General features: G+C 74.4%; 27 protein-coding genes and 1 pseudogene. 14 read left to right on the plus strand and 14 right to left on the minus strand.

What is annotated here, in order from left to right; genetic code table 11:
- Positions 1-162: 162 nt before the first annotated feature.
- A complete protein-coding gene (locus O7598_RS16475) occupies positions 163-510 on the plus strand; it encodes an STAS domain-containing protein (RefSeq protein WP_269692215.1) in 348 nt (115 codons plus the stop codon).
- A 43-nt stretch (positions 511-553) separates the two neighbouring features.
- Positions 554-901 (plus strand): STAS domain-containing protein, encoded by a 348-nt coding sequence (locus O7598_RS16480; RefSeq protein ID WP_269692216.1) that lies wholly within the window; start codon positions 554-556, stop codon positions 899-901.
- A 76-nt stretch (positions 902-977) separates the two neighbouring features.
- On the opposite strand, the gene O7598_RS16485 is transcribed toward O7598_RS16480, so the two are convergent.
- Positions 978-1289, minus strand: coding sequence for a hypothetical protein (locus O7598_RS16485; protein ID WP_269692217.1), 312 nt, complete (start codon positions 1287-1289; stop codon positions 978-980).
- 185 nt (positions 1290-1474) lie between these two features.
- On the opposite strand from O7598_RS16485, the gene O7598_RS16490 reads away from it, so the two are divergent.
- The 3 genes from O7598_RS16490 (at position 1475) to O7598_RS16500 (ending at position 4468) form a co-directional block, all read left to right on the plus strand.
- Entirely contained in the window at positions 1475-2446 is a 972-nt protein-coding gene (locus O7598_RS16490; protein WP_269692218.1) for a DUF2267 domain-containing protein, read from the plus strand.
- Between the two features lie 84 nt (positions 2447-2530).
- On the plus strand, positions 2531-3316 hold the full coding sequence (locus tag O7598_RS16495) for a spermidine synthase (RefSeq protein ID WP_269692219.1): 786 nt from the start codon (positions 2531-2533) through the stop codon (positions 3314-3316).
- A gap of 57 nt (positions 3317-3373) precedes the next feature.
- Positions 3374-4468 (plus strand): AI-2E family transporter, encoded by a 1095-nt coding sequence (locus O7598_RS16500; RefSeq protein WP_269692220.1) that lies wholly within the window; start codon positions 3374-3376, stop codon positions 4466-4468.
- Positions 4469-4476: 8 nt separating this feature from the next.
- On the opposite strand, the gene O7598_RS16505 is transcribed toward O7598_RS16500, so the two are convergent.
- Positions 4477-5778 (minus strand): NAD(P)/FAD-dependent oxidoreductase, encoded by a 1302-nt coding sequence (locus O7598_RS16505; RefSeq protein ID WP_269692221.1) that lies wholly within the window; start codon positions 5776-5778, stop codon positions 4477-4479.
- 100 nt (positions 5779-5878) lie between these two features.
- Here O7598_RS16505 and O7598_RS16510 point away from each other — a divergent pair, with 100 nt between their 5' ends.
- On the plus strand, positions 5879-7324 hold the full coding sequence (locus O7598_RS16510; RefSeq protein WP_269692222.1) for a M20/M25/M40 family metallo-hydrolase: 1446 nt from the start codon (positions 5879-5881) through the stop codon (positions 7322-7324).
- Positions 7325-7337: 13 nt separating this feature from the next.
- Here the strand turns inward: O7598_RS16510 and O7598_RS16515 are convergent, their stop codons facing one another.
- Positions 7338-7865 carry a GNAT family N-acetyltransferase gene (locus O7598_RS16515; RefSeq protein WP_269692223.1) on the minus strand — a complete coding sequence of 176 codons (528 nt, stop codon included), beginning with the start codon at positions 7863-7865 and terminating at the stop codon, positions 7338-7340.
- A 485-nt stretch (positions 7866-8350) separates the two neighbouring features.
- Between O7598_RS16515 and O7598_RS16520 the strand changes: the two genes are divergently transcribed.
- Positions 8351-8998: a C39 family peptidase gene (locus O7598_RS16520; RefSeq protein WP_269692224.1), complete on the plus strand. Its 648-nt coding sequence runs from the start codon at positions 8351-8353 to the stop codon at positions 8996-8998.
- Positions 8999-9195: 197 nt separating this feature from the next.
- Positions 9196-10737, plus strand: a pseudogene (locus tag O7598_RS16525) (glycosyltransferase family 2 protein); the annotation flags it as partial.
- On the opposite strand, the gene O7598_RS16530 reads toward O7598_RS16525, so the two are convergent.
- The 4 genes from O7598_RS16530 to O7598_RS16545 form a co-directional block, all read right to left on the minus strand.
- Positions 10738-11031, minus strand: a complete 294-nt coding sequence (locus O7598_RS16530; RefSeq protein WP_332367405.1) for a DUF6510 family protein — start codon at positions 11029-11031, stop codon at positions 10738-10740.
- A gap of 17 nt (positions 11032-11048) precedes the next feature.
- A complete protein-coding gene (locus O7598_RS16535; protein WP_269692225.1) occupies positions 11049-11804 on the minus strand; it encodes a ferredoxin reductase in 756 nt (251 codons plus the stop codon).
- Position 11805: 1 nt separating this feature from the next.
- The gene (locus O7598_RS16540) at positions 11806-12396 is read right to left on the minus strand and encodes a sulfite oxidase-like oxidoreductase (RefSeq protein WP_269694892.1); all 591 of its coding nucleotides are present in this window, start codon (positions 12394-12396) and stop codon (positions 11806-11808) included.
- 84 nt (positions 12397-12480) lie between these two features.
- Positions 12481-13494, minus strand: coding sequence for a TerC/Alx family metal homeostasis membrane protein (locus O7598_RS16545; RefSeq protein WP_269692226.1), 1014 nt, complete (start codon positions 13492-13494; stop codon positions 12481-12483).
- 246 nt (positions 13495-13740) lie between these two features.
- Between O7598_RS16545 and O7598_RS16550 the strand changes: the two genes are divergently transcribed.
- The gene (locus O7598_RS16550; protein ID WP_269692227.1) at positions 13741-14898 is read left to right on the plus strand and encodes a CaiB/BaiF CoA transferase family protein; all 1158 of its coding nucleotides are present in this window, start codon (positions 13741-13743) and stop codon (positions 14896-14898) included.
- Positions 14899-15473: 575 nt separating this feature from the next.
- Here the strand turns inward: O7598_RS16550 and O7598_RS16555 are convergent.
- Positions 15474-15881, minus strand: a complete 408-nt coding sequence (locus O7598_RS16555) for a DUF2267 domain-containing protein (RefSeq protein ID WP_269692228.1) — start codon at positions 15879-15881, stop codon at positions 15474-15476.
- Positions 15882-16022: 141 nt separating this feature from the next.
- On the opposite strand from O7598_RS16555, the gene O7598_RS16560 reads away from it, so the two are divergent.
- The gene (locus tag O7598_RS16560) at positions 16023-16292 is read left to right on the plus strand and encodes a DUF2795 domain-containing protein (protein WP_091065135.1); all 270 of its coding nucleotides are present in this window, start codon (positions 16023-16025) and stop codon (positions 16290-16292) included.
- A 277-nt stretch (positions 16293-16569) separates the two neighbouring features.
- On the opposite strand, the gene O7598_RS16565 is transcribed toward O7598_RS16560, so the two are convergent.
- From O7598_RS16565 to O7598_RS16575, 3 genes are read right to left on the minus strand one after another with little or no spacing between them, the layout of a single operon-like run.
- The gene (locus O7598_RS16565) at positions 16570-17541 is read right to left on the minus strand and encodes a pirin family protein (RefSeq protein ID WP_269692229.1); all 972 of its coding nucleotides are present in this window, start codon (positions 17539-17541) and stop codon (positions 16570-16572) included.
- Positions 17542-17557: 16 nt separating this feature from the next.
- Positions 17558-18391 (minus strand): hypothetical protein, encoded by an 834-nt coding sequence (locus O7598_RS16570; protein ID WP_269692230.1) that lies wholly within the window; start codon positions 18389-18391, stop codon positions 17558-17560.
- Between the two features lie 30 nt (positions 18392-18421).
- The gene (locus O7598_RS16575) at positions 18422-18778 is read right to left on the minus strand and encodes a MazG-like family protein (RefSeq protein ID WP_332367375.1); all 357 of its coding nucleotides are present in this window, start codon (positions 18776-18778) and stop codon (positions 18422-18424) included.
- Between the two features lie 93 nt (positions 18779-18871).
- Between O7598_RS16575 and gdhA the strand changes: the two genes are divergently transcribed.
- Positions 18872-20203, plus strand: a complete 1332-nt coding sequence (gene gdhA, locus O7598_RS16580; RefSeq protein WP_269692231.1) for an NADP-specific glutamate dehydrogenase — start codon at positions 18872-18874, stop codon at positions 20201-20203.
- 89 nt (positions 20204-20292) lie between these two features.
- The gene (locus O7598_RS16585) at positions 20293-21681 is read left to right on the plus strand and encodes an alpha/beta hydrolase family protein (RefSeq protein WP_269692232.1); all 1389 of its coding nucleotides are present in this window, start codon (positions 20293-20295) and stop codon (positions 21679-21681) included.
- Here the strand turns inward: O7598_RS16585 and O7598_RS16590 are convergent.
- Complete coding sequence (locus O7598_RS16590; protein ID WP_269692233.1) at positions 21645-22391, minus strand: DedA family protein; 747 nt, start codon at positions 22389-22391, stop codon at positions 21645-21647. The genes O7598_RS16585 and O7598_RS16590 overlap by 37 nt on opposite strands.
- Positions 22392-22456: 65 nt before the next feature.
- Here O7598_RS16590 and O7598_RS16595 point away from each other — a divergent pair, with 65 nt between their 5' ends.
- Entirely contained in the window at positions 22457-23149 is a 693-nt protein-coding gene (locus tag O7598_RS16595) for a nitrilase-related carbon-nitrogen hydrolase (RefSeq protein WP_269692234.1), read from the plus strand.
- Between the two features lie 24 nt (positions 23150-23173).
- Positions 23174-23842: a phosphotransferase gene (locus tag O7598_RS16600; protein WP_269692235.1), complete on the plus strand. Its 669-nt coding sequence runs from the start codon at positions 23174-23176 to the stop codon at positions 23840-23842.
- Positions 23843-23848: 6 nt separating this feature from the next.
- On the opposite strand, the gene O7598_RS16605 is transcribed toward O7598_RS16600, so the two are convergent.
- Complete coding sequence (locus O7598_RS16605) at positions 23849-25288, minus strand: serine/threonine-protein kinase (protein ID WP_269692236.1); 1440 nt, start codon at positions 25286-25288, stop codon at positions 23849-23851.
- 75 nt (positions 25289-25363) lie between these two features.
- The gene (locus tag O7598_RS16610) at positions 25364-26212 is read right to left on the minus strand and encodes an SAM-dependent methyltransferase (protein WP_269692237.1); all 849 of its coding nucleotides are present in this window, start codon (positions 26210-26212) and stop codon (positions 25364-25366) included.
- Positions 26213-26220: the final 8 nt, after the last annotated feature.

A 26220-nucleotide genomic window follows, 5' to 3' on the forward strand; every position in this document is an offset into this window, starting at 1 on the left:
GCCGGTACGCCCCGACCGCCACTCGACGACGCCGTGGTGGCCGGGCACACGCCGAGCGGTCCGGTTCCGGCATTGTTACGATCCGGACGTCCCTGCCCGACCGGCAGCCTGCGGAAAGGCGTGATGGTGGTTCCCCAACGGAGAAAGCCCGAAGCCACCCCGGTGAGCATCTCCGTGGACCGTTCCGACCCCGCGGCCCCGGTGGTCGGTGTCGGCGGCGACCTGGCCTACGCCACCTCGGCGCCGCTGCGCGCCGAGATCGACCGCCTGCTCGCCGACCGTCCCGCGGCGCTGGTGCTCGACTTCGGTGGTCTGAACTTCCTCGACAGCACCGGCCTGTCCGTGATCGTGCACGCCTGGCGTGAGGGGCAGCAGATCGGTACGGCGATCGAACTCCGGGCGGTTCCGCGCTTCCTGGAGACCATCCTCGACATGACCGGCGTCACCGGTCTGCTGGACCGTCCACCGGTCGACGGGCGGCCGGCGTCCGGGTCGGCCGCGTCCGCGTGACCCCGGGGGTTTCCGGAACACCGCCGACTGGGAACATGGACGCATGCTCTCCCCGCTGTTGACCATCGAGGTGGACCGGCTCGACGCCGGGTCCGCCCGGCTGCGGCTGGCCGGTGAGCTCGACTTCGACACCGCCCCGGAGCTCGTCGAGGCCGCCGCCGAGCTGCGCCGCGACGGTCACCAGGAGCTGTGGCTCGACTTCGCCGACGTGACGCTCTGCGACTCGTCCGGTCTGAGCGCGCTGGTGGTGATCCACCGGTCCGGCACCGCTGGGGTGCACGTGACCGACATGAAACCGCAGGTCCGGCAACTGCTGGACCGCACCGGCCTGGCCGAGCTGCTCCCCGCTCCGCCCCGACCGGCGGCCGCCGACGCCCGCGAGGTGGGCTGAGCGACCCGCGACGGGTCCACGGGCGGGGGGTGGCCCCCGACCCTGGGACCAGGGGTCGGGGGCCGGGGAGGTTGGCTCACACGGCGGGCACGGCCGTACGACGCGGCCCGCTGTCCGGTTCTCCCGCCGCCGACGGCGGTTCGGCGTCCTCCGGCACACCGGAATCGGGCGTCTGGAACAGATAGCGGACGAAGTCCGCGTCCGCGTCGTCGTCCGCGCCCGGCCACTGACCGACGCAGTCGACGCCGACGACCTCGCGACCGCCGCCGTCGTTCTCCTCGAGCAGCGCCCACAGCGTCACCGGGTAGCACCGGGTCGCGTCCGGGCCGAGGCGCCAGCGGGCGTACCAGCCGGGACGGGCGGGGACGATCTCCACGATCCGTTTCATGACGACCTGCCCTTCCGCGTGCGTCGGAAGTTGTCCGGTCCCTGCGATCCTGCGGCCCCGTCGGGTGAGCGCCCCTCACCCGCAGCGAATGAAGCGGGCCGCCCGGCGGCGGCCCGTTAGCTTCCCGGCAGCGCCGGGAAGGCGTCCGGCGCAGGCACCACCGACCAGGAACGAGGTGCGAGGACATGCGCAAGCAGATGGAGGGCGACAACCAGCGGCGCCGGGCCCTCGCCCGGCAGGCCCGGGAGCAGGGGCTGCGGCCGAGCGAGATCGGCGCCAGCCTGAGCGCGTCCAAGCAGGTCACCTCGCTGGACCAGCACGACCGGTCCGGCCCGCCGCCGGCCGGCCGGCACAAGCCGGACAGCACGCGCGGCGGTCCCGCCCCGCCGGCGGTGGGGGTGGCGGAGCGCCCGCGCCCGCTGCCGGACCCGCGGCCGGACGCGGCGGTCGGAATGGGGTACCGGGATCTGGTGGACGCCGTGAGCCGGCGGGCCGGCGTCGACTTCGCCGAGGCGAAGGTCGCGGCGGAGGCCACGGTGCTCGCCCTGGCCTGGGCGCTGGACGACACCGGGCGGGACCGGCTGCTCGACGCCGTGCCGGTGAAGCTGCACGACGTGGTGCCGGTGGACGGCATCGAGCGGCGGCAGGACCTGCCGGGCTTCCTGGCCGAGGTCGGGCGGCGCAGCCGGCTCACCCCGGAGCAGGCCCGTTACCAGGCCGAGGCCACCCTGGCCGCGCTGGCCGACGCCGATGCCGAGCTGGTCGGTTCGCTGCGCGTACCCGACGGGTTGCGGGACCTGCTCGCACCGGCCGACTACGGCGGCGGCCTGGTGGGCGCGTCCTCGGCGACCGCGCCGCTGAGCGAGCCGGAACTGCGGGACGCGCTGGACACGCTCCCCTACTGGTCCAGTGACCGGCGGTCGTTGGTGCGCACCATCGAGTTGCCCGGCGGCAACCTGGACCGGGTGCTCGACCGGCTGGACCGGCTCAAGGCCGCCGGCGGGCGCGGGCCGCAGATCGGCCGGCCGGATCCGGACAACGCCGTGCTCACCGTCCGGACCCAGCAGGTCGACGGCGTGACCGCGGCGGACGTCGACCTGGCACACCGGGTCGACGCCGCGATCGACGAGGCCGGCGCCGGCATGGCCGCCGGCTGACGTGCGAGGCGGGGCCCCGCTGAACGCCTCGGGCACAGGCGGGGCCCCCGCTCCACACCCGAACCGCCCGGTAGCGTTCCGGGCGTGGAGAGCGACACCGAGGTCCTGGAGATCGTCGTGGACCCGGCCCGCCCCACCGGGCGTACGCTGCTCGCCGACGGTGTCGAGCAGTCCTACGTGGACGTGGTCGACGCCAGCCACCTGCACTTCGAGTACGTGCGGCGGATCGCCGCCGTGATCGACCTGGCCGCGCCGCCCGGACGCCCACTGGCCGCCCTGCACCTGGGCGGCGGCGCGCTCACCCTGCCGCGCTGGCTGGCCACCACCCGACCCGGTTCCGCGCAGCGGGTCGTCGAGCGCGATCCCGCCGTGGTCGACCTGGTTCGCCGACGGCTGCCGCCGGCGCCGCCGGAGGTGGTGGTCGCGCTCGGTGACGCCCGCTACGCGGTCACCGAGGCGCCGGCCGGGGCGTACGACGTGGTGGTGGGTGACGTCTACCGGGCGGCCCGGATGCCCGGGCACGTGGCCGCCGTGGAGTTCGCCGCGCAGGTGGCCCGGGTGCTCCGCCCGGACGGCGTCTACCTGGTCAACCTCACCGACCTGCCGCCGCTGGCGCACACCCGCGCCCAGGTGGCCACGCTGCGCGCGGTCTTCGCCGACGTCTACCTGGTCACCGACCGGCGGATGCTGCGCGGCCGGCGCTACGGCAACGTGGTGCTCGCGGGCACCCTCCGCCCGGGACGGCTGCCGGTGCGCCGCCTCGCCGCCCGGGTCGCCGCCGACCCGGTGCCCGGGACCGTGCTGCACGGTCCGGCGCTCGACACGTTCGCCGCCGGCGCCTCGCCGGTCACCGACGCCGACCTGACCTGAGCCGGCCGGCCGCCCCGGGCCGGGTTTTCCGCCCGGCAGGGCGGGTAGCCGCGCCGGATGAGCGTCGCCGACGACCGGTCCACCGCCCGCCGGACGCTGATCGTGATCGGCCTCGTGCTGGCCAGCGTGGTCGGGTTGGCGCTGATCTGGGCGACCCGGCGGGTGCTGGTGTGGGGGCTGGTAGCGGCGTTCCTCGCGGTGGCCCTCAAGCCGCTCGTCGACCGGCTGGAGCGCCGGGTACGCCGGCGGGCGCTCGCCACCCTGCTGGTCTTCCTGGCCACGTTCGTGCTGCTCGCGGCGTTGGGCACGCTGATCGTCCTGCCGCTGGTGGACGAGTTGGGCCGGCTCGCCGACCGGGCGCCGCACGTGGTGCACGAGGCACAGGCCGGGCGGGGGCCGATCGGCGAGCTGCTGGACCGCCTGCACCTGCTCCGGTACGCCGAGCCGGGTCAGCTGCGCCGGTACGGCTCCCGCCTCGGCGAGCCGACCGTCGGGCTGGTCCGGGGCGTGGCGCAGGCGGTCGCCGCGCTGGTCACGGTGGTGGTGCTGGCGTACCTGATGGTGTTGGAGGCGCCCCGGATCGTGCGGGCCACGCTGCGCCTGGTCGGTGACGGCCCGGCGGAGCGGTTGCGGCGCATCGGCCGCGACTCGTCCCGGATCGTCACCGGTTACCTCAGCGGCAACCTGGTGATCAGCCTGATCTGCGGCGGACTGACGTTCGCCGTGCTGCTCCTGCTCGGGGTGCCGTTCGCCGCGGTGATCGCCCTGGTGGTCGCCGTGGTGGATCTGATCCCGCTGGTGGGTGCCACGCTGGGGGCGATCGTCGCGGCCGGCGCGGGGTTCGCCCGCTCCCCCACCGCCGGCCTCGTGGTGCTGGTCTTCTTCGTGGTCTACCAGCAGGTGGAGAACCATCTGCTCCAACCGGTCATCATGGCCCGCGCGGTCCGGCTGAACCCGCTGACCGTGTTGTTCAGCGTGCTGCTGGCGGCCGAGCTGGCGGGCCTGGTCGGCGCGTTGCTGGCGATCCCGGCGGCCGGCATCGTGCAGGTGCTGCTGCGCGAGTTCGTCCCCGCCGGTCGGTCGGCCCTGGCCGCACCGGCCGACGGGGAACGAGACGATGGTTCGGTGGACCGTCCGCCGGCCGGCGGGTGACCACGTGCTCAGGTGCCCCGGCGGACCAGCTCCGGCGACTCGCTCTCCAGCGGCACCGCGTTGGCCGGCACGAGGCCGAGCTGCACCGCCGGGCGGGGCAGCGCCGCGTCGAGCGCCCAGTCGGCGGCGACGCGGGGCCGGTTACCGGGCATGGCCAGCAGGTGGTAGCCGCGGGTGACCGCCTTGGCCGGCAGGCCGGACAGCGGCACGTGCAGCGGGTTGGCCGCCGCGTCCTTGCCGCCGAGGTCCACCACCCAGCCCAGGTCGTGGTGCTTGTACGACTTGCGGGTGCCCTGCCCGTACGAGGCGGCGATGTTGTGCGCGGCCAGCTTGCCCTGCCGCTGGGCGTGCTGCGCGGTCATCGCGCACACCTGGCCGGGGCGGGTCGGGTCGGGCACCGCCGCCGCGTCGCCGCAGGCGAACACCTCGGGATAGCCGGGGACGTTGAGGTACTCGTCGACCACCAGCCGGCCCTTCTCGGTGCGCAGTCCCAGCTCGGCCACGAACGGGTCGGGGCGCACCCCGACGCACCAGATCAGGCTGCAGGTGGGGACGTACTCGCCGTCGGTGAGCATCACCCCGTCCGGGGTGGCCTCGCCGACCGAGGTGCCCATCCGCACGTCGACGCCGCGGCGGCGCAGCACCCGGTCGGCGGTGACGGACATCCGCCGGTCCAGTTCGGGCAGTACGCGGGGCGCGACGTCCAGCAGCATCCAGCGGGGTCGGACGTTGAGGTGCGGGCGCTGGGCCACCAGCCGGTCGGTGAAGAGCTGCCCGTGCGCGGCGACCTCGGTGCCGGTGTAACCGGCGCCGACCACCACGAACGTGGTGCGGGCCCGCTGCTCGGCCGGGTCGTCGGTCAGCTCGGCCAACTCCACCTGCCGGACCACGTGGTCGTGCAGGTAGAGCGCCTCGGGCAGGCCGCGGAAGCCGTGCGCGTACTCGGTCACGCCGGGGATGGGCAGCAGCTTGTTGACGCTGCCGACGGAGAGGATCAGCCGGTCGTACGCGAGCTGGCCGTGCTCGCCCTCGGCGGAGCGGTAGCCGACCCAGCGGTTCTGCAGGTCCACCCGGTCGGCCTCGCCGACCACCACGCGCACGCCGTCGAGGGTGCCGGCGAGCGGCACCGAGATCCGGGTCGGTTCGACCACGCCGGCCGCCACCTCGGGCAGCAGCGGCAGGTAGAGGAAGTAGTCGGTCGTGTTCAGCAGGACGATCTCGGCCCGGTCGCGGGCCAGTCGGCGCAACGTCTTGGCCGCGTGGTACCCGGCGAACCCGGCCCCCACGATCACCACACGTGGTTTCGTCATGTCCGCTGCCGTTCCCGGGCAGACCACCGACAAACGTCTCGACAATCCATCCACCCGGGCCGATATGGACATTCCTCGTGATCGGCGCGAGGATGCCGGGATGGGAAACCACGAGACCGCCGAGGGCCGACCCACGAGGTCGACCCGGCGTACCTTCCTCACCGCCTCCGCCGCGGCCACCGCCGCCGCCGTCGCCACCCCGCTCGCCGCGGACCCGGCGTCCGCCGCGTCCGCCGTCCCGCCCGGCCCGGGCCGGCCGGCCCGGCCACAGCCGCCGGACCGCGAGCTGGCCGCGCTGCTGCGCGAGATCGACCGGAGGCGGATCGAGGCCACCGTCCGGCGACTCGCCGCGTTCGGCACCCGGCACACGCTTTCCAGCCAGGACGATCCGGTACGCGGCATCGGCGCCGCCCGCGACTGGATCCACGCGCAGCTGTCCGGGTACGCCGCCGCGTCCGGCGGCCGGATGACCGTCGAACTCCAGTCCTACGTGCAGGAACCGGCGTCCCGGATCCCGACCGCCACCACCATCACCAACGTGGTGGCCACGCTGCGCGGCGACGTCAGCCCCGAGCGGGTGTACGTGATCACCGGCCACTACGACTCCCGCGCCACCGACGTGATGGACGCGGTCAGCGACGCGCCCGGCGCCGACGACGACGCCTCCGGGGTGGCCGTGGTGCTGGAGCTGGCCCGGGTGCTGGCCACCCGGCGCAGCGAGGCGACGATCGTGCTCGCCGCCGTCGCCGGCGAGGAGCAGGGACTGTACGGCTCGGCGTACCTGGCCGGGCGGTTGAAGGCGGCCGGCGTGGACGTGCAGGGCATGTTCAGCAACGACATCGTCGGCAGCAGCACCGCCGACGACGGCACCCGCGACCCGCGTACCGTGCGGCTCTTCGCCGAGGGCGTGCCGACCGCGGAGACACCGGCCGAGGCGAGCGTGCGGCAGTCCGTCGGCGGCGAGAACGACTCCCCGTCGCGGCAGCTCGCCCGGTTCGTCAGCGACGTGGCGGACAACGGCTCGACCGGGATGGACGTCCGGGTGATCTACCGGCGCGACCGCTACCTGCGCGGGAGCGACCACATCTCGTTCCTGCGGGAGGGCTGGCCGGCGGGCCGCTTCACCGAGCCGGCGGAGGACTTCGCCCACCAGCACCAGGACGTCCGGGTCGTCGACGGCGTGCAGTACGGCGACCTGCCGGAGTTCTGCGACTTCGACTACATCACCCGGGTGGCCCGGGTGAACGCCGCGACGCTGTGGTCGCTCGCCCAGGCCCCGGGCACCCCGAAGGGCGCGATCGTGGTCACCACGAACCTGACCAACGACACCACGCTGCGCTGGCAGCGCGGCGCCGAACCGGACCTGGCCGGCTACGAGGTGGTGTGGCGGGAGACCACCGCCGACCGGTGGCAGAAGGTGCTCGCGGTCGGCGACGTCACCGAGGTGACGATCGACCTGTCCAAGGACAACGTGTTCTTCGGCGTGCGGGCGGTGGACCGGGCCGGGCACCGCAGCCCGGTCGCGTTCCCGAAACCCGGCAGCTGAGGGCGGCGACCGGTCAGGACGTCGGCGGGGCCGTGATCGCCCAGCGCTCGTGGTCCCGCCACGCGCCGTCGACGAACAGGTAGTCCGGGGAGAAGCCCTCCAACCGGAAACCGAGGCGGCGGGCCAGCCTCCTCGACGGCTCGTTGCCCGGTTGGATGTTCGCCTCCAACCGGTGCAGCCCGAGCGCGCCGAACGCGTGTTCAATCACCAGCCGCACGCCGGCCGCGGCATGGCCGGTCCCCGCGTACGGGCGGAACGCGGCGTAACCGAGGTAGCCGCCCCGCAGCGCGCCGAGCACGATACCGCCGATGTTCGCGTACCCGGCGATCTCCCCGCTGGCGCGGTCGCAGAACAGGAACCCGGAGGTGTCCTGCCGTCGGATCCGGCGCAGGTACGCCGCGTAGCCCTCGGCGTCGGCCGGCGCCGACAGCCACGGGTGGTGCAGGTCCCGGCTGCGCCGGGCGGCGGCCACGAACTCCGCCTCGTCGCCGGCCCGGGGACGGCGGATCGCGACGCGCCCGTCGCTGCGCAGATACCTCACAACGCACCACTCTCGCCCATCCCCGCCCCCCACCCGCACCCGGGTTCACACCCACCCCCCTCCCGAACGCCCGATTCATCGTCGATCATGAAGTTAGCTGACCGGAGAGCGCTTTCCGACACCGTCAACTTCATGATCGACCGGTCTGGGCGGCGGGGCGTGGGGCGGTGTGGTGGGCGTCATCGTGGCGGCGGAATCGGGGCGGGGGGCGGGGCGTTATACCTGGCAGGCCGCGTGGGGCCCGGGCCGTCGAGGCACCGGGCAGCCCGGTCGGCATGACCGGCCACGGCGCCTGGCCGACCGCTGGCCGGCGTGGGAATGACCGGCCACCGGCCGTCGTTACATCCCCGAGCCGCCGGAGTACCCGCCGGCACCCCGGGCCCCCGAGCAGGCCGCACGCCGCCGGGCCCATCCCCCAGACTTTCCCCTCCGCGTGGCATCCCCCGCGCCGCGTGATCCCCCAACCCCCCTTGGGAGGCACCATCATGGCTACCACCCTGCTGCGTAAGACCGTGCTCACCGCCGCCGGTATCGCCGCCACCGCCGGTGGCATCGCCGGACCCGCCATCGCCGCGCACGCCGCCCCGGCCGAGAAGACCACCGTCGTCGCCGACCGCAAGGGCCACGGCGAACGGGAACTCGACGTGCGCTACGAAGCCCAGCCCAACTTCTACTACTGCGGCCCCGCCGCCGCCCGCAACGCCATCAGCGTGCTCGGCAAGAACATCGACGTCGACGCCATGGCCAAGGAGATGGGCACCACCGAGAACGGCACCAACAGCATCAACGACATCACCCCGGTCCTGAACAAGGAGACCGGCAAGCCCTACAAGTCCGTCGAGATCAAGACCGGCAAGGCCGACGACACCCAGACCGACAAGCTGCGCGCCGACATCGTCAAGACCGTCGACGACGGCCGCGCCGTGGTCGCCAACATCGCCGGCACCGCCACCGACACCGACGGCACCACCCACTCCTTCGAAGGCGGCCACTACATCAGCGTCGTCGGCTACCAGGACGACGGCCGCACCGTCACCATCGCCGACAGCGCCAACCCCGACCAGGCCTCCTACCGCATCACCGTCGACAACCTCGCCGACTGGATCGCCACCCGCGGCTACAGCACCAGCTGACACCACCCGAACAGGGCCCGACCCCACCAGGGGTCGGGCCCTTTCGCGTATCCAACCGCCGCCTCGACGTCACCTCGGCGTCACGTCGGTGTCGTCACCCGGACGGGTCGCCCCACCACGCTGGGTCGCGCCGGACGAGCCGGACGACCGACGGAGGACCAGCAGTGACAGCCGAGGAGGCGACGGACCGCCCACCGGTGGCCCGCCCCGACGTGAGCGTGATCGTGCCGGTCTACAACACGCTGCGCTACCTGCGCCCCTGCCTCGACTCGCTGCTGCGGCAGACCATCGGCGCGGACCGGATGGAGATCGTGGCGGTGGACGACGGGTCCACCGACGGCAGCGGTCGCCTGCTGGACCGGCTCGCCGCCCGGCACCCCGGGACGCTGCGGGTGGTCCACCAACCCAACTCGGGCGGCCCGGCCGCGCCCTGCAACCGTGGGTTGGATCTGGCGACCGGCCGGTACGTCTTCTTCCTCGGCTCCGACGACCGGCTCGGCCCCGAGGCGCTGGAACGGCTGGTCGCCGCCGCCGACCGGTACGGCTCCGACGTGGTGCTCGGCAAGGTCGTCGGCGTCAACGGCCGGCACGTCTTCTCCGACGTGTTCGCCGCCGGCAACGCCGTCGACGTGAGCCTCTTCGACTCGGCGCTGCCGTGGTCGCTGGCGAACACCAAGCTGTTCCGCCGGGACCTCGTCGACAGCCTCGGGTTGCGGTTCCCGGAGGACATGCCGGTCCTCAGCGACCAGCCGTTCACGCTGGCGGCCTGCTACCACGCCCGCCGGATCACGGCGCTCGCCGACTACGACTACTACCACGCCGTACGCCGGCTGGACGCCCGCAACATCACCTACCACAGCCGCGTCGAGCAGCGTCTGACCAGCGTAGAGCGGCTGTTCGCGTTCGTCGACGGGCTGATCCCGGCCGGCGCGCGCCGCGACGCGGTGCTGTGCCGCCACGTCGGGCTGGAGCTGGCCAACCTGGTCGGCGACGACTTCCGCCGGCTGGACCGGCCCACCCAGGAACGAATCCACGCGAGCGTCCGCCGGCTGGTCGATCGGTACGTCACCGACGGGCTGCGGGAGCGGCTCGACATCGAGGCCCGGCTGCGCCTGGGCGCGGTGAGCGCCGGCGGGGTCGACGAGTTGCTGGCCGTCATCGACCAGGACATCCGCCGGGGCGTACCGGTCACCGTGGTCGAGGCGGGCCGCTGGCACGCCGGCTACCCGGGCGCGCCGGCCGCCTGGACCGACGTCACCGACGTACGCGCCGACTGGTTGGCCCGGCTGGACACCGTCGAGGTGAGCTGGGTCGACGGGCAGACCGTCACGGTGACCGCGCGCAGCCCGTACCCCGGTTTCGCCGCGGAGGTCGGGCCGGTCCGGCTGGTGGCCGGCCCGGTCGCGGGCGCCACCCGGCTCGACGCCACCGACCCGAGCGGGCGGACCATGCGCGCCGACTTCCCGGTCGACCGGCTCCTCGCCGCCAGCGCGGCCAGCGGCCAACGTCACCCGGTCCGCGCCGAGGTGGACGGCGACCAGGGTCGGGGCCGGGCGCCGGTGCGCGCGCCCCGGCTCGCCACCGGTCGACCTCGGCTGCTGCGGCACGGCGCCCGGCTGTACGGGGTGGCCGCGACCGTCGACCCGCGCAACGGCCAACTCGTCCTGTCGGTGGTGCCGGTGACCGTCGGTCAGCTCGTCGGCCGGCTCCGCCGCCACCTCCCCGGCGCGGGCGGAAGGTCAGCGCGGCGGGCGGGCGCCCTGGTCCACCGGCATGGGGACCTGGAGGTACGTGGTGCCGCGCAGGTCCAGCCAGGCCCGCTCGGGCGCGCGGACCAGGCGCACCATCACCCCGGTGCACGCCGGGCAGCGCCCGACCAGGCCCGGGGCGTGCGAGTAGACGTGCAGGCCGGCCATCGGGCCGGTCATGCCGCAGTTGTCGCAGCGTCCGGTGGTGGCGCTCAGGTCGACAGCGAGGAGTTCACGCAGCGGCCCGTCGAGCATGTTGCCGTCCAGGTAGGTCATGTCGGTCATGCGCCCTCCTCGGGTGGTCAGCCGGTCGGCCCGAACCGCTCGGTCCGCACCCGCCGGGTCGGGTGGCCCAACCCCACGAGCAGGTCGGCCACGGTCTCCACGAACCCGGTGGGGCCGCAGACGTAGCAGAGCGGTTCCAGGTCCGGCGGCCAGCCGTGGCTGTTCACGTCCGCCAGCCCGATCCGGTGCGGCTCGCCCCGCCAGCCCTCGGGCGCCTGCCGGGTGTAGACGTAGGCGACGTCCAGGCCCTGGTCGTCGCGGGCCCGGCGGCGCAGCTCGTCGGCGTAGATCACGTCGCCCGGGGTCCGCACCGAGTAGATCAGCCGGAACGGCGTCCGGCTGCCCGCGGCCCGGCGGGCCCGGACCATGGCCATCAGCGGCACCACCCCGGAGCCGCCGCCCACCAGCAGCACCGGCGCGGTCTCGTCGCTCCGCCAGACGAACCAGCCGCCGACCGGGCCGCGGACCTCCACCGGGTCGCCCTCGGCCCAGGTGTCGACGAGGTACGGAGACACCTCGCCGTCCGGCACCCGCTGCACGGTCACCTCGATCCGCTCGCCGTCGGCGGGGCCGGCGAGCGAGTACGACCGGGCCGCCTGGTAGCCGTCCGAAGCGGTCAGGCGCACGTCGACGTGCTGCCCGGGCAGGTGGCCCGGCCAGCCCGGCACGTCCAGCAGCAGCGTCTGCGCGGTCGGCGTCTCGATCCGTCGCTCGACCAGCCGGGCAACCCGCCAGGTCAGCGGCGCCACCCGGCCGGTGGTCGGCGCCGTCACCTCAGTCGCCCTGGTAGCGCTGCTCGCGCCACGGGTCGCCGTAGTCGTGGTAGCCGGCCGTCTCCCAGAAGCCCGGCCGGTCGTCGACGAGCAGCCGGATGCCGCGCACCCACTTGGCGGACTTCCACAGGTAGAGGTGCGGCACGAGCAGCCGGGCCGGGCCGCCGTGCTCAGCCGGCAGCGGACCTCCGTCGTACGTGTGCACCACCCAGGCCCGCCCACCGCGCAGGTCGTCCAGCGGCAGGTTGGTGGTGTAGCCGCCGTAGGAGTGGGCCAGCGCGTAGCGGGCTTCGGTGTCCACGCCGTCGAGCAACGTGTCCAGCGAGACGCCCTGCCAGCTGGTGCCGAGTTTGGACCAGCGGGTGACGCAGTGCAGGTCCACCGTCAGCGTGTCCTGCGGCAGGCTCATCATCTCGTCCCACGACCAGCGGTGTTCCGCGCCGGTCTCGCTGGTGAGCACGAACTCCCAGGTGTCCGGCGGCACCCGTGGCGTCGGGCCGGCGGAGAGCACCGGAAAGTCCTCGGTGAGGTACTGCCCCGGGGGCAGGTCCGGCGCGGACGCACGGGGCCGGCCCTGGAAGCCCGGCGACACGATTCCCACCCGTCAGTCCTACCACCCCCGGCCGGGCCGAGGAACGGGTTCCGGGGCCCCGGTGTCGACCGGGGCCCCGGGCGGTCACTGGTGCACGACGGTGCGGTCGCCGTCGCCGCTGTTGCGGGTCGCGCGCAGGCTGGTGATGGTGACGATCACCAGGACGCCGATGATCACGCCGAGCGAGGCGAGCGTCGGGATCTCCGGCACGCCCTTCCAGATGCCGTGCGCCCAGTGCAGGCCGAGCTTGAGCCCGATGAACGCCAGGATGACGGCCAGGCCGTAGCTCAGGTGCACCAGCCGGCTCAGCGCCGCGTGCAGCACGAAGTAGAGCGCCCGCAGGCCGAGCAGCGCGAACGCGTTGGTGGCGAAGACCAGGTACGGGTCCTCGGTGATGCCGTAGACGGCGGGCACCGAGTCGACCGCGAAGACGATGTCGGTGGCCAGCACCGCGACCACGACGAGCGCGAACGGGGTGAGGGCGCGGCGGCCCTGCTGGCGGATGGTCATCCGGGTGCCGTGGTACTCCTCGACCACCGGCATGACCTTGCGCAGCAGCTTCACCGACCGCATCTTGTTGATGTCGACCTCCTGCTGGTGCCCGGAGAGGGCGTCGCGCAGCAGCTTCACCGCGGTGGCGATGAGGATGATCGCGAAGAGCAGGAAGGCGAAGTCGAGCGTCTGCAGGGCGGCGGCGCCCAGCGCGATGAAGATCGCGCGCAGCACCAGCGCGCCGGCGATGCCGTAGAGCAGCACCCGCTGGGCCAGCGCGGCGGGCACCGCGAACGCGGCCAGCAGCAGCATGAAGACGAAGAGGTTGTCAACCGAGAGCGACTTCTCGACCAGGTAACCGGTGAGGTACTCGATGCCCTGCTGGCCGCCCCAGCGGGACCAGATCCAGGCGCCGAAGGCCAGCGGAAGCGCGATGTAGAAGGCCGACCAGCCGAGCGCCTCGCGAATGGAGACCTCGTGCGGCTTGCGGGTGACCAGGAAGTCCAGCACCAGCAGGGCGAGCACGCCGGCGATCGTCACCGCCCACAGCGTGGGTGTGCCGATCGACGACAGCTCACCCGCGGACAGGTAGGACACTTCGGTCATGGGGCCTCCTCGAACACCGTGTCATGTTCGAGGTCTCCTTCACCCACGGTTTCGTGGGCAACCACCCGAGGCTCGCCTCCGGGGGCTCGCCGTACTGACCGGAATGGTTCGTGGGAAGTACTCCCCTCGCGACTCCAAGGCTAGGCCAAGCAGGGCCCGGACGCCAAGTCACGGCACGCATGATTGCCCTGGTCAACCGCTGTGTCCCGGATCGGGCGTGGCGCCGCGGGGCTCGAGGACCCTAGGGTGACGCGGGTGAGCAACTCCGGACCGCTGACCGGCGTACGGGTGATCGAGCTGACCGGCATCGGCCCGGGGCCGTTCGCCGCCATGATGCTGGCCGACCTGGGCGCGGACGTGGTGCGCGTCGACCGGGTGGGCGGGGGCGGCTTCGGCAGCTTCCCCGGCGACCTGCTGAACCGCAACCGCCGCTCGGTCGCGCTGGACCTCAAGCACCCGGACGGGCAGGAGCTGGCGCGGTCGCTGGTGGCGGGCGCGGACGCGCTGGTCGAGGGCTTCCGGCCGGGCGTGGCCGAGCGCCTCGGCCTGGGCCCGCGCGAATGCCTCGCCGCCAACCCCCGCCTGGTGTACGGGCGGATGACCGGCTGGGGGCAGGACGGGCCGCTCGCCCGCACCGCCGGCCACGACATCGACTACCTGGCCCTGACCGGCGCGCTGCACGGGGTGGGTCGGGCCGGCGAGCGTCCGGTGCCGCCGATGAACCTGCTCGGCGACTTCGGCGGCGGCGGCATGATGCTGGCCCTGGGCGTGGTGGCGGCGCTGCACGCGGTACGCGGCGGCGCGCCCGGCCAGGTGGTCGACGCGGCCATCGTGGACGGGGTGTCGGTGCTGGCCACCCAGATCCACGCGCTGCGGGGCCTCGGGCTCTGGCAGGATCCGCGCGGGGTCAACCTGCTCGACGGCGGCGCGCCGTTCTACGACACCTACGAGTGCGCCGACGGCCGGTACGTGGCGGTCGGCGCGTTGGAGCCCCAGTTCTACGCCGAACTGGTCCGGCTCACCGGTTTCCCGTTGGCGGACGACGAGGCCCCGGACCGGGACGACCCGACGAACTGGCCGGCGTTGCGGGCCGCCTGGGCCCGGCTGTTCCGCACGCGCACCCGTGACGAGTGGGCGGAGCTGCTGGCCGGTACGGACGCCTGCGTGGCGCCGGTGCTCGACTGGGCCGAGGCCCCACGGCATCCGCACCTGGCCGCCCGGGAGGCCTTCGTCGCGCCGGAGGGAGTCACCCAGCCGGCACCGGCGCCCCGCTTCTCGGCCACGCCGACCTCGGTCCGCCGACCGCCGCCGCAGCCGGGTGAACACACCGACGAGGTGCTGGCCGAGGCCGGTGTGGACGCGGCACGGATCGCCGCGCTGCGCGCCGCCGGCACCATCGGCTGAGCCAACGGCGCGAGACCGTTTACCGCGACCGGGTCCCGGTCGCGGGAGGACCGGACGCGTGGCGATTCACGACCGCGCCGCCACGGTCGCGGACCCTGCCGCCGACCACTGACGGTAGCCAATCCTGGTGTCACTCAACGTGTCCGTGTCACGCGGGCTGCGGGCATCGCTCCGACCGCCTTTGCTCTGCAGCCACCGACGCAGCGGCGCCTTGAGCTGGGCCCACCGGGACCGCGATGCAACGACGATCCACTCAGAAATGTCACGCTACGTGCGTGCTGCGCCGATGGCTGCAGAGCAAAGGCGGTCGGTGACACAGGCGACACACGCGCGACCCGTGACGGAACGTAGCCGCTTTCGGGGCGGCGGCGCCGACGGCCGCCACCGGCTGGCGGACGGCCAGCGGGCGGCGGGCGGGCAGCGGGCGGGCGGCGGCGGGCGGCGGGCGGGCAGCGGGCGGGCGGCGGCGGGCGGCGGGCGGGCGGCGGGCGGGCGGCGGGCGGGCGGCGGCGGGCGCGCGGATGACCGCCGCGACGCCTGCCCAGCCCCGGCCCGGCCCTCGGTTTCGGCCGGGGTCAGCGGCGGCGGGCGGGGGTCGGTGCGAGGGCCGGCTCGACCATGTCCCGGTAGTCGCGGGGCAGCTGAACCACCACGTCGGCGAACTCGCCGCCGCTGATCGCCTCGCGCAGGGTGGCGAACACCGCCCGCGCCGCCGTCCGGGCGGTGTTCTCGTCGCAGTCGGCCCGCCGGGCGACCCGGGCGACGAACTCGCCCGCACCGAACCGTTCGGCCGCCTCGGTGTGCGGGTGGGGGCGGAGCGCCCCCCACAGCGGCTTCGGCAGTTGCGCGGCGAGGTCCAGCACCTCTCCGCCGGTCATCCGCTCGGCCAGCGTCTCCAGCGTGGCGGCGGTGAGCGTCGCGGCCCGGTCCTCGGCGGTCCCGGTGAGCCGGGCGACCCGGGCCACGAACGTGTGGTGGTCCATCGGTGTTCCCCCTTCGGTGCGCGCAGCGGCTACCCGCACCGGAGCGGCGCAAACAGCGGGAGGTCACAGGCGTGAGCCGCGGCGCGACGGGTAACCGCCGCGCGGTCACGACCCGACGACTGGCGCGAGGAGCCCCGACCCATGGCGAGCTATTCGGACGTCCTTGAGTACCTGTCCGCGCTGGACTACCCGGCTGGCAAGGACGACGTAATCCGCGAGGCCGAGCGGGAGGGTGCGCCGCCGGACGTGTTGCGGGCGTTGCGCGCGCTGCCGCCGGTGGACTATGCCAACGGCGTCCAGGTGGCCCGCTCCGCCGGGATCGACGCGGCACCCGAGGTGGACCGGTCGCAGCGGGCGGCGCAGGCCCGCGACGACCACACACGCGTCTCACAGCACCTGCGTGGCATCTGAGCGGCACGGCGGTGCCCGGTCGCCGCGCGGCCGGGCACGACGCTGGACAGCGGGGGAACGGCGACAGGCGGGCGCCCCGGGTCGCGAACCGCGACCTGGGGCGCCACGCAGCACCTGTTCCTGACGGTGCGCGCCCGAACCGGGTCGCGATCACCAGGTGGTGGATGTTCGCCCGAACCGGGCGGGCATCACTGCCACGATCATCATACGACGCGGCATCAGCCGAACGGGTGAGATTCGGGAAAGTGTGTCGGGCGGCACGCCGCGCCCGGCGACCTCAGCCGCGTACGCCGCCGCTGCGGTCGCGGGCCTTGAGCCGGGTGGTGGGCAGCGCGGGCGCGGGCAACGGGGGCGCTGCGTCGTCGGCGACCGTGCCGAACCGGCGCCCCGCCATCCAGTCCTCGCGTGCGGCGGCGACCTCCTCGTGCGACCGGCCGACGAAGTTCCACCACATCACCAGCGGCTCCTCGAACGGCGCGCCGCCGAGCAGCAGCAGCCGGCTGCCGGGCGCCGCGCGCAGGGTCAGCGCGGTGCGGCCGGTGCCCAGGTAGAGCAGCGCGCCGGGGGCGAGCGCCACACCGTCCACGTCGGCCGAACCGGACATCGCCAGCAGCCCGTACTCGAAGTCGGGCCGCAGCGGCAGCGTGGCCGGCGCGGCACCGCGCGCCTCGAGCTGCGCGCCGAGCAGCGGGGTGTGCGCGACGGCGGGCGAGCGTTGCCCGCCGAACTCCCCGACGAGCAGCGTCAGGTCCCAGTCGCCGTCGCGCCACCGGGGCAGGTCGGCGTGGTGGGCGAAATCAGGGTCGCCGGCCCGGGCCGGGTCGGGCAGCGCCACCCAGAGCTGCACGCCGTGCATCAGCGGCGGGTGCGCCGCCGGCGAGCGTTCCGAGTGGGCGATGCCCCGCCCGGAGGTCATCACGTTGAGCTGGCCGGGGCGGATCGGCTGCACGTTGCCGAGGCTGTCCCGGTGCAGGATCTCGCCGTCGAGCAGCCAGGTGACCGTCTGCAACCCGGTGTGCGGGTGCGGCGGCACCTCCATGCCCGGCCGCTCGGCCACGTCGTCCGGGCCGAAGTGGTCGACGAAGCACCACGCGCCGACCATCCGCCGCTGCCGCTGCGGCAGCAGCCGGCGCACCGTGGTGTAGCGGCCGAGGGGGACGTCGTGGCCGGGCAGCAGCACGCTGCCCGGGTCGGTGGCGCCGACGCCGGGCGGGAGCGTCTGCGCGGGCAACGATTCGGTGCGGTCCACCGCCCGAACTGTACGCTCAGTCCGCGGTGACGCTCACCGCGTTCGCGCCGGCCACCAGGTCGAGGTAGAGCCGGTCGGCCGCCCGGTCCCAACCCGACGAGCCGACCACGTCACCGGCGGCGATCCCGGCGCGACGCTCGTCGTAGACGGCCAGCGAGCCGGCGCCGGAGGCGACCCGCACCCGGACCGGCGGGCCGCCGGGCACGGTGACGACCAGCTGGTTGACCCCACCGGTCATCCGCACGGCGAGCGTGCCGTCGAGGGGCGGCAACCGCAGTTCGGTACGGGACGCGCCGCCGACCATCTCGAGGCCGGCGAGCCGGGCCGCGCCCAGGTCCAGTTGCTGCTCCCGAACGCCACCGACCAGGCGCACCCGCCAGGTCAGCCGGGAGTTGAGCACCACCTCGACGGCGGACGGGCCGGGGCGGCCGTTCTCCTGGATCCGCAACCGGACCCGGTCGCCGGCCACCTGCGGGCGCGGCGTCACGCCGGCGTCGTCCGGCGCGCCGATCCGGTAGAGATCGTCGCCGAGGTCCGCGGCGCGCAGGGTGAAACTGGTCAGGCCGTCGGTCAGCTCGAAGTCGGCCCGCCGGCGGTCCCCGCGTGGGGCGGTGAGCGTCTCGGTGGCGGCAACCTCGGCGCCGCCGACGCCACCCGAGCCACCGGCGCCGGTGGCCGGCGACGACGGTCCGCCGGAGAAGACCACGCCGAGGCGGGCCGGGTTGGACAGGGTGACCGCGACCGCGACCGCGCCGAGCACCACCACCAGCACGGCGGCGGCGACGAGCAGCCGGGCGGTGGCGGACCAGCGTGTGTCGGTCAGGTCAGCGTCGTCCCCGGATGTCGTCATGGTCGTCCCCTCTCGCCGGTCCCCACCGGGTCATACGTCTCCGTTTCCGCCGCGGTTCATTCCACCTGGCGGAGAGGCGTCGGCCAGTCGGGCCCGCACCTTGGCGGCGCCGCCGGCGAGCGTGGCCTGCGCGTCGAGGCCGAGGCTCTCGATCGCGACCAGCGCGGTGAACGCCACGTCGGCCAGCTCGGCGGCCACCTCGGCCCGGGTGTGCGTCACGCCCTTGCGCGGGTTCTGCCCGAGCAGGCCGATCCACGCCGCGGCCACCTCACCGGTCTCCTCGCCGAGCTTGAGGATGCGGCAGGTCAGCTCCGTGTCGCCGGTGCCGTTGGCGGCGTCCAGCCAGGCGCGGGCGTCCCGCGCCGCGGTCCAGATCATGTCGTCCACCCGGTCAAGTGAACCGGACGGCGGTGACGATCCGTATCCGGGGGCGGTGCGGGCAACGGTGCCGGCGCCGGGAGTCGGAAGGACGTGCCCGTGATGCCGGAGACCGTCGAGACGGTGTTCGCCAAGGTGGTCGCGCGGAACCCGGGCGAGCCCGAGTTCCACCAGGCGGTCCGGGAGGTGCTGGAGAGCATCGGCCCGGCGCTGCACCGGCACCCCGAGTACGCCGGGGTGGTCGAGCGCATCTGCGAGCCGGAGCGGCAGGTCATCTTCCGGGTGCCGTGGGAGGACGACCACGGCCGGGTGCGGGTGAACCGGGGCTTCCGGGTGGAGTTCAACAGCGCGCTCGGCCCGTTCAAGGGCGGACTGCGGTTCCACCCGTCGGTCTACCTGGGCATCGTGAAGTTCCTCGGGTTCGAGCAGATCTTCAAGAATGCGCTGACCGGCCTGCCGATCGGCGGCGGCAAGGGCGGCGCCGACTTCGACCCGAAGGGCCGCTCCGACCGGGAGGTGATGCGGTTCTGCCAGAGCTTCATGACCGAGTTGTACCGGCACATCGGCGCGCAGACCGACGTGCCGGCGGGCGACATCGGGGTGGGCGGCCGGGAGATCGGCTACCTGTTCGGGCAGTACAAGCGGATCACCAACCGGTACGAGGCCGGCGTGCTCACCGGCAAGGGACTGACCTATGGGGGCGCGCAGGTGCGGCGGGAGGCGACCGGGTACGGCGCGGTCTTCTTCGCCGAGGAGATGCTCAAGCAGACCGGCGACACCCTGGACGGCAAGCGGGTGGTGGTGTCCGGCTCCGGCAACGTGGCCATCTACGCCGTCGAGAAGGTGCACCAGCTCGGCGGCACGGTGGTGGCGTGCTCCGACTCGGACGGTTACGTGCTGGACGAGAAGGGCATCGACCTGGCGCTGCTGCGCGAGCTGAAGGAGGAGCGCCGGACCCGGCTCGACGACTACGTGAAACACGTGCCGCACGCGGTGGCGGTCCCCGGTCGTACCGTCTGGGAGGTGCCCTGCGATCTGGCGCTGCCGTGCGCGACGCAGAACGAGATCGGCGGCGCGGAGGCCGCCGCGCTGGTGGCCGGCGGCTGCGTCGCGGTGGTGGAGGGGGCGAACATGCCCACCACGCCGGAGGCGGTGCGGATCCTCGGGCGGGCCGGGGTGCGGTTCGCGCCGGGCAAGGCGGCCAACGCCGGCGGGGTGGCGGTGAGCGCGCTGGAGATGCAGCAGAACGCCAGCCGCGACTCGTGGACGTTCGCCCGCTCAGAGCAGCGGCTGCGCGAGATCATGCGGGACGTGCACGACCGGTGCTGGGCCACCGCCGAGGAGTACGGCCTGCCGGGCGACTACGTGGCCGGCGCGAACATCAACGGGTTCCGGCGGGTGGCCGAGGCGATGCTGGCGCACGGCCTGGTCTGACCGGTCGATCAGCGATTGACAGGTCTCGACGTCCGGCCTAGGTTCAGGTTCCTACCGGCCGGTAGGGACCTGTCCTCCGGGGAGCAGCGATGCAGACCTCACCCACCCGCCGGCTGCTCGCCGCCGGCGCCGCCCTCGTGCTCGCGCTCGGCCTGGCCGGTGCGGCGCCCGCCGCGGCCGCCGGCCGTGACGACGGCGGCCGGCCGCTGCCCGGCTACACCATCGTCAACCCCCCACTGCCACCACTGGTCGTGGACGGCGCCGCCACCACCGTCCGGCAGGGCGTGCACGCGCACGCCGGCTACGTCGTCGAGGTCCCCGCGAAGTGGAACGGCGACCTGGTGATGTGGGCGCACGGCTACCGCGGCCAGGGCACCGAACTCTCCCCCGAACCGCCCGCCTTCGACCTGCGGCAGCGCCTGCTGACCCAGGGGTACGCGTGGGCGTCCTCCTCGTACGACCGCAACGGCTACGACATCCGCTCCGGCGTGCTCGGCACCCGGTCCCTGGCCGACCTGTTCGCCCGCACCGTGCGGCGGCCGCACCGGGTGCTCATCGCCGGCGTCTCCATGGGCGGGCACGTCATCGGCCGCTCCCTGGAGCAGTACCCCGGCTACTACGCCGGCGCGCTGCCGATGTGCGGGGTGCTCGGCGACCAGGAACTGTTCGACTACTTCCTCGACTACAACCTGGTCGCGCAGGCGCTCACCGGAGTGCGCGCCTACCCGCCGCCGGCCGACTACCTGACCAACGCGGTGCCCCGCATCCAGGTGGCGACCGGGCTGGCCGGCCTCACCCCCACCGGCCCCGACACCACGAACGCGCTCGGCAAGCAACTGCGCGCGGTCACCGTGAACCGCTCCGGCGGCCCCCGACCCGGCGCCGACGCCGCGTTCGCGGTGTGGAAGGACTTCCTGTTCGGCATCGCCACCACCGACGGCGGCGACTCCCCCGCCCAGCGCCCCGGCCAACTCGCCACCAACCTGCTCACCCGCTACACGCCGAACCAGCCGGTGAACCTGAACACCACCGTGCAGCGGGTCGCCCCGGAGAACCTGCGCCAGCGGCTCTCCCCCGGCCTGACCGAGGTGCCCCGGATCGCCGGTCGACCGGGCGTGCCGGTGCTCAGCCTGCACGACCTGGGCGACCTGTTCGTGCCGTTCAGCATGGAGCAGGCGTACGCCCGGGACGTGGCGTGGCACGGCCGGTCCCGGCTGCTGGTGCAGCGGGCCGTCCGAGCCGCGCAGCACTGCGAGTTCAGCGCGGCCGAGGCCGGCGCCGCCTGGGACGACCTGACCCGCTGGGTCCGCACCGGAAAGCGCCCGGCCGGCGACCCGGTCACCGACCCGCGGGCGGTGGCGGCGGCCGACTTCGGCTGCCGGTTCAGCGACCCGGCCGCCTGGACCGCCGGCGCCGGCACCCGCCGCCTCTACCCGGCGTGTCAGTCCTCGTCCGCGCCGTACCAGCCGCCCCGGTAGACGGTGCCCGGCCGGGGTGGGGCGTCCGGCGACGCGGCGGGCCGGCGGGACCGGCGCACCCGGCTCACCACGAACCAGCCCACAGCGGCCACCACCGCCAGGATCACCACCTTCTGCAACGTGCCGGCGTACGCCTCGACCACGTGCCACTTCTCACCCAGCAGATAGCCGGCGAGCACGAACGTGGTGTTCCAGATCAGGCTGCCCAACGCGGTGAAGAGCAGGAACACCGGCACCGGCATCCGTTCCACGCCGGCCGGAATGGAGATCAGACTGCGGAAGATCGGAATCATCCGGCCGAAGAACACCGCCTTGACGCCGTGGCGCAGGAACCACGCCTCGGTGCGGTCCACGTCGTCCAGCTTGATCAGCGGCAGCCGCGCGGCCAGGGCCCGCATCCGGTCCCGCCCGAGCGCCGCGCCGACGTAGTAGAGCGCCAACGCGCCCACCACCGACCCGAGCGTGGTCCACACGATCGCGCCGACCAGGCTCATCCGGCCCTGGCTGGCGGTGAACCCGGCCAGCGGCAGGATGACCTCGCTGGGGATGGGCGGGAACAGGTTCTCCAGGGCCACCGCGAGCCCGGCGCCCGGGCCACCGAGCCGTTCCACCAGGCCGGTGACCCAACCGACGGGTCCCTCGCCGGCCGGCTCCGCGGCCCGCGCGGCACTCACCCGGGGGCCGGCGAGCAGCTGTGCGTTTCCGATCATCCGACCACGTTACGGGGCGAGTCGGCCGACGACCACGGAAAGCGGCGCCGGTTACGCTGCCGCACATGCGTACGCCGCTGCGGATCGCGGTCGCCCAACCGCTCACCCTCGCCCACGACGTGGCGGGCAACGCGGCACGGCACGCCGCCGCCGTGCGGGCCGCCGGGGCCCGGGTGGTGGTCTTCCCCGAACTGTCCCTGACCGGGTACGAGCTGGCCGCCGCACCGCTGGACCCGGCCGACGACCGTCTCGCCCCGCTGCGGGCGGCCTGCGCGGAGACCGGAACGCTCGCGCTGGCCGGCGCGCCGGTGGCGGGACCGCACATCGCGGTGCTCGCGGTCGACGGCGAGGGCGTGCGGGTGGCGTACCGGAAGATGTGGTTGGGCGGCGCGGAGCCGCAGCGGTTCCGGCCGGGCCGGGAGCCGGCGGTGCTCACCGTCGACGGCTGGCGGCTGGGCCTGGCGGTCTGCAGGGACACCGGGGTGCCGGCGCACGCGGCGGCGACCGTGGCCGCGGGCGCGGACGGCTACCTGGCCGGCGTGCTGGAGTCGGCCGACGACGCCGCGGTGCCGGCCGAACGCGCCCGGCGGATCACCGCCGCGCACGGCGTGTGGGTGGCGACGGCGAGCTTCGCCGGGTCGACCGGTGGCGGGTACGCGCGGGCGGCCGGCGGCTCGGGCGTCTGGTCGCCGGCCGGTGTGGTGGTGGCACGCGCCGGCGCCGCCACCGGCGAGCTGGTCACCGCCACCCTGCACTGAGGACACCACGGTTACCGTAGAGCGGTGGAGCAGCACCGTCCCCCGATCAACGGGGCTCGTCTCTTGGCCGCCGGCCACACCGCGGACGTATGGGAGCTGCCACACGACCGGGTCCTGCGCCGCTGCCGGACCGGTGGCGATGTCCGCGCCGAAGCCGAGGTGATGCGCTACCTGCACCGGGCCGGCTTCCCGGTCCCCCGGGTGCATTACGCACACGGTGGCGACATGGTGCTCGACCGGGTCGGCGGCCCGACTCTGGTGCAGGCGCTCCAGGCCGGCGACGTCAGCCCGCCGGACGGCGCGCAGATCCTGGTCGACCTACACACCCGCCTGCACGCGCTGCCCGCCCGTCGGTCGCCCGACCCGGGTGTCCGCATCCTCCACCTCGACCTGCACCCGCACAACGTGCTGCTCGCACCCACCGGCCCGGTGCTCATCGACTGGACCGACAGTGCTGAGGGCGTGCCCGCGCTGGATCGGGTGGTGACCGCGCTGATCCTCGCGGAGGTCGCCGTAGGCTGCGGGCCGTTGGCCGGGCATGCGGCCGAGCTGCTGGCGGACTACGTTGCAGCGGCCGGACGGCTGGAACCGCTGGCCGATGCGATCCGGCACCGCGCCGACGGCCGAGCGCCCGATCCCGACCGCCTACCCCAGGCGGCGGCCCTGGTCACGGAGACGATCCGCCGGCGGTGACGACTCCTAGCCCTGGTCGCCGCCGCCCAGGCGGTCGTAGCTGTCCAGCAGCTTCCCCAACGCTGCGCCGGTGGCCTCGTCAAGCTTCTCGTCGTCGACCGCGTCCTCGATCCGCTCCCGCAGGTCCTCGACCCGCTTGGCCCGGTCCTTCGGCCGGCCCCGATCCAGCTCGGTGGCCTTCTTCCGAAGCTCGTCGGCGGTCTTGCGGTCGACCAGCCGGACCGCCGCGGCCCGGTCCAGCAGGTCGGCGAACCGGCTCCTGAGCTGGCGCGCGGTGACCGGTTCGGGCGCCCTGGTGCGCGTCGCCGTCGGTGTCGGCGTCGGCCGGGCGGCAGGGGGCGCGACGGCGGCGCTCGGGCGGGAAGTCGTCGTGACCACCGGCGCGGCGGTGGGCTGTGGGCCGGATCTGCCGTCGAGTACCAGCGCGCCGACCAGCCCGAGCAGCAGCACCACGGCGCCGGCGACGAGCACACCGGTCAGCCGGTTCGGCGGCACCTCCGGCCGCGACGACGGCGGAATGGCGCGCGACGGCGCCGGAAGCTGCTCGATCAGCGTCGGCGGGTGGCGCGCCGGGCTGACCGTGGGCAGGATCGCGGTCGGCGGATCGACCGGGCGGCCCGCGCCGAGCCGGTCGGCCACCTCGGCCGCGCCGGGGCGGCGGGACGGATCCACCGCCAGGCAGGCCAGGACCAGGTCGGCAACGTCGGCGGGCAGCCCGGGCACCCGAAGCGGCGGCACCGGTGGCCGCCGGTCCCGCAGCTCGACGACGTCGTCCCAGGTCCGCACCGGCAGTGGAGGTCGACCGGTGAGGCTGCGGTAGAGCAGCACGCCGAGCGCGTACACGTCGCCGGCCGGATGGGTCGGGCCGGGGTCGAGCCGTTCCGGGGCGAAGTATGCCGGAGTGCCGGCCAGTGGCTCACCCGCCGGCCCGGCCACCGGGTGCTGCGGGCCGGCCGGCGCGGCGATGCCGAAGTCGAGCACCTTCGCACCGGTCTCGGTGAGCATCACGTTGGCCGGCTTGACGTCGCGGTGCACCACGCCGATCCGGTGCGCGGCGGCCAGCGCGGCGGCGACCTGCCCGGCCGTCCGGACCGCGTCCGGCCAGGCGAGCGGCCCGCCGGCCAGCCGGTCGGCGAGCGTCTGCCCCGGCACGAGTTCCATCACCAGGTACGGCGTCACCACGCCGCCGGGCAGCGTCGCCTCGCCGTAGTCGTACACCTGGGTCACGTGCGGGTGGGTGAGCCGCGCCGCCGCGCGGGCCTCGCGCTGGATGGTGGCGCGCAGGTGCGGGTCGGCGGCGAGCCGGCCGGCGAGCGCCTTGACCGCGACCGGGCGGTGCAGCACCTCGTCGTCGGCGCGCCACACCTCGGACATGCCGCCGAGCCCGACGCGTTCGCGCAGGACGTAGCGGTCGTGCAGCCGGAGGTCGGGCGTGAACGGCGACATGATGCTCACCAGTCTGCCCGGCCGGCCCCCGTCCGCACCAACCGGCGGCCGCTTCGTCCCGGTCTGACCTGCCGGTCAGCGCTTGCGGGCGACGCCGCCGTACATGCTCACGTCGACCACCGAGGGGCGTGGCTCGGGCTCGCCGTCGGCACGCCACTCGGCCACCGAGCAGACGCCCGGCTCGACCAGCTCGAGACCGTCGAAGAAGCGGACGATCTCGTCCCGGGCGCGCAGGTTGATCACCCCGTGCGGGCCACCGCCGCGCGCCGCCGCCTTCGCCTCGGCGGCGAGGTGGGCCGGCAGGTGGTCGTGGGTGGCGTGCGAGGCGACCAGATGGCTGCCCGCGGGCAGCGCGTCCAGCAGCCGGGCGACCGTGGCGTAGGGGTCGTCCGTGTCCGGCACGAAGTGCAGCACCGCCACCAGCATCAACGCCACCGGCTGGGTGAGGTCGAGCGTGCGGCGCAGGTCGGGGTGGGCGAGGATCCGCTCCGGGTCGCGCAGGTCGGCGTCGAGGTAGGCGGTGGCGCCCTCGGCGGTGCTGGTGAGCAGGGCCCGGGCGTGGGCCAGCACGATCGGGTCGTTGTCGACGTAGACCACCCGGGCGCGCGGGTCGACCGACTGGGCCACCTCGTGGGTGTTGTCGGCGGTCGGGATGCCGGTGCCGATGTCGAGGAACTGGCGGATCCCCACCTCGGCGGCCAGGTGCCGGACCGCGCGCCGCAGGAAACGCCGGTTCTCCAGCGCGCTGGTCCGGATGGTCGGGAACGCGGCGGCCATCGCGTCGCCGGACTCGCGGTCGGCCTGGAAGTTGTCCTTGCCGCCGAGCCAGTAGTTGTAACGCCGCGCCGGGTGCACCACCGACGTGTCGATCCGGTCGGCCGGGTGGCCCGCCTCGGTCGCCGTGCCGCTCGCCTCGTTGGTCAACGCCGCCT

The organism is Micromonospora sp. WMMC241 (assembly GCF_027460165.1).
GTDB lineage: Bacteria > Actinomycetota > Actinomycetes > Mycobacteriales > Micromonosporaceae > Micromonospora > Micromonospora humi.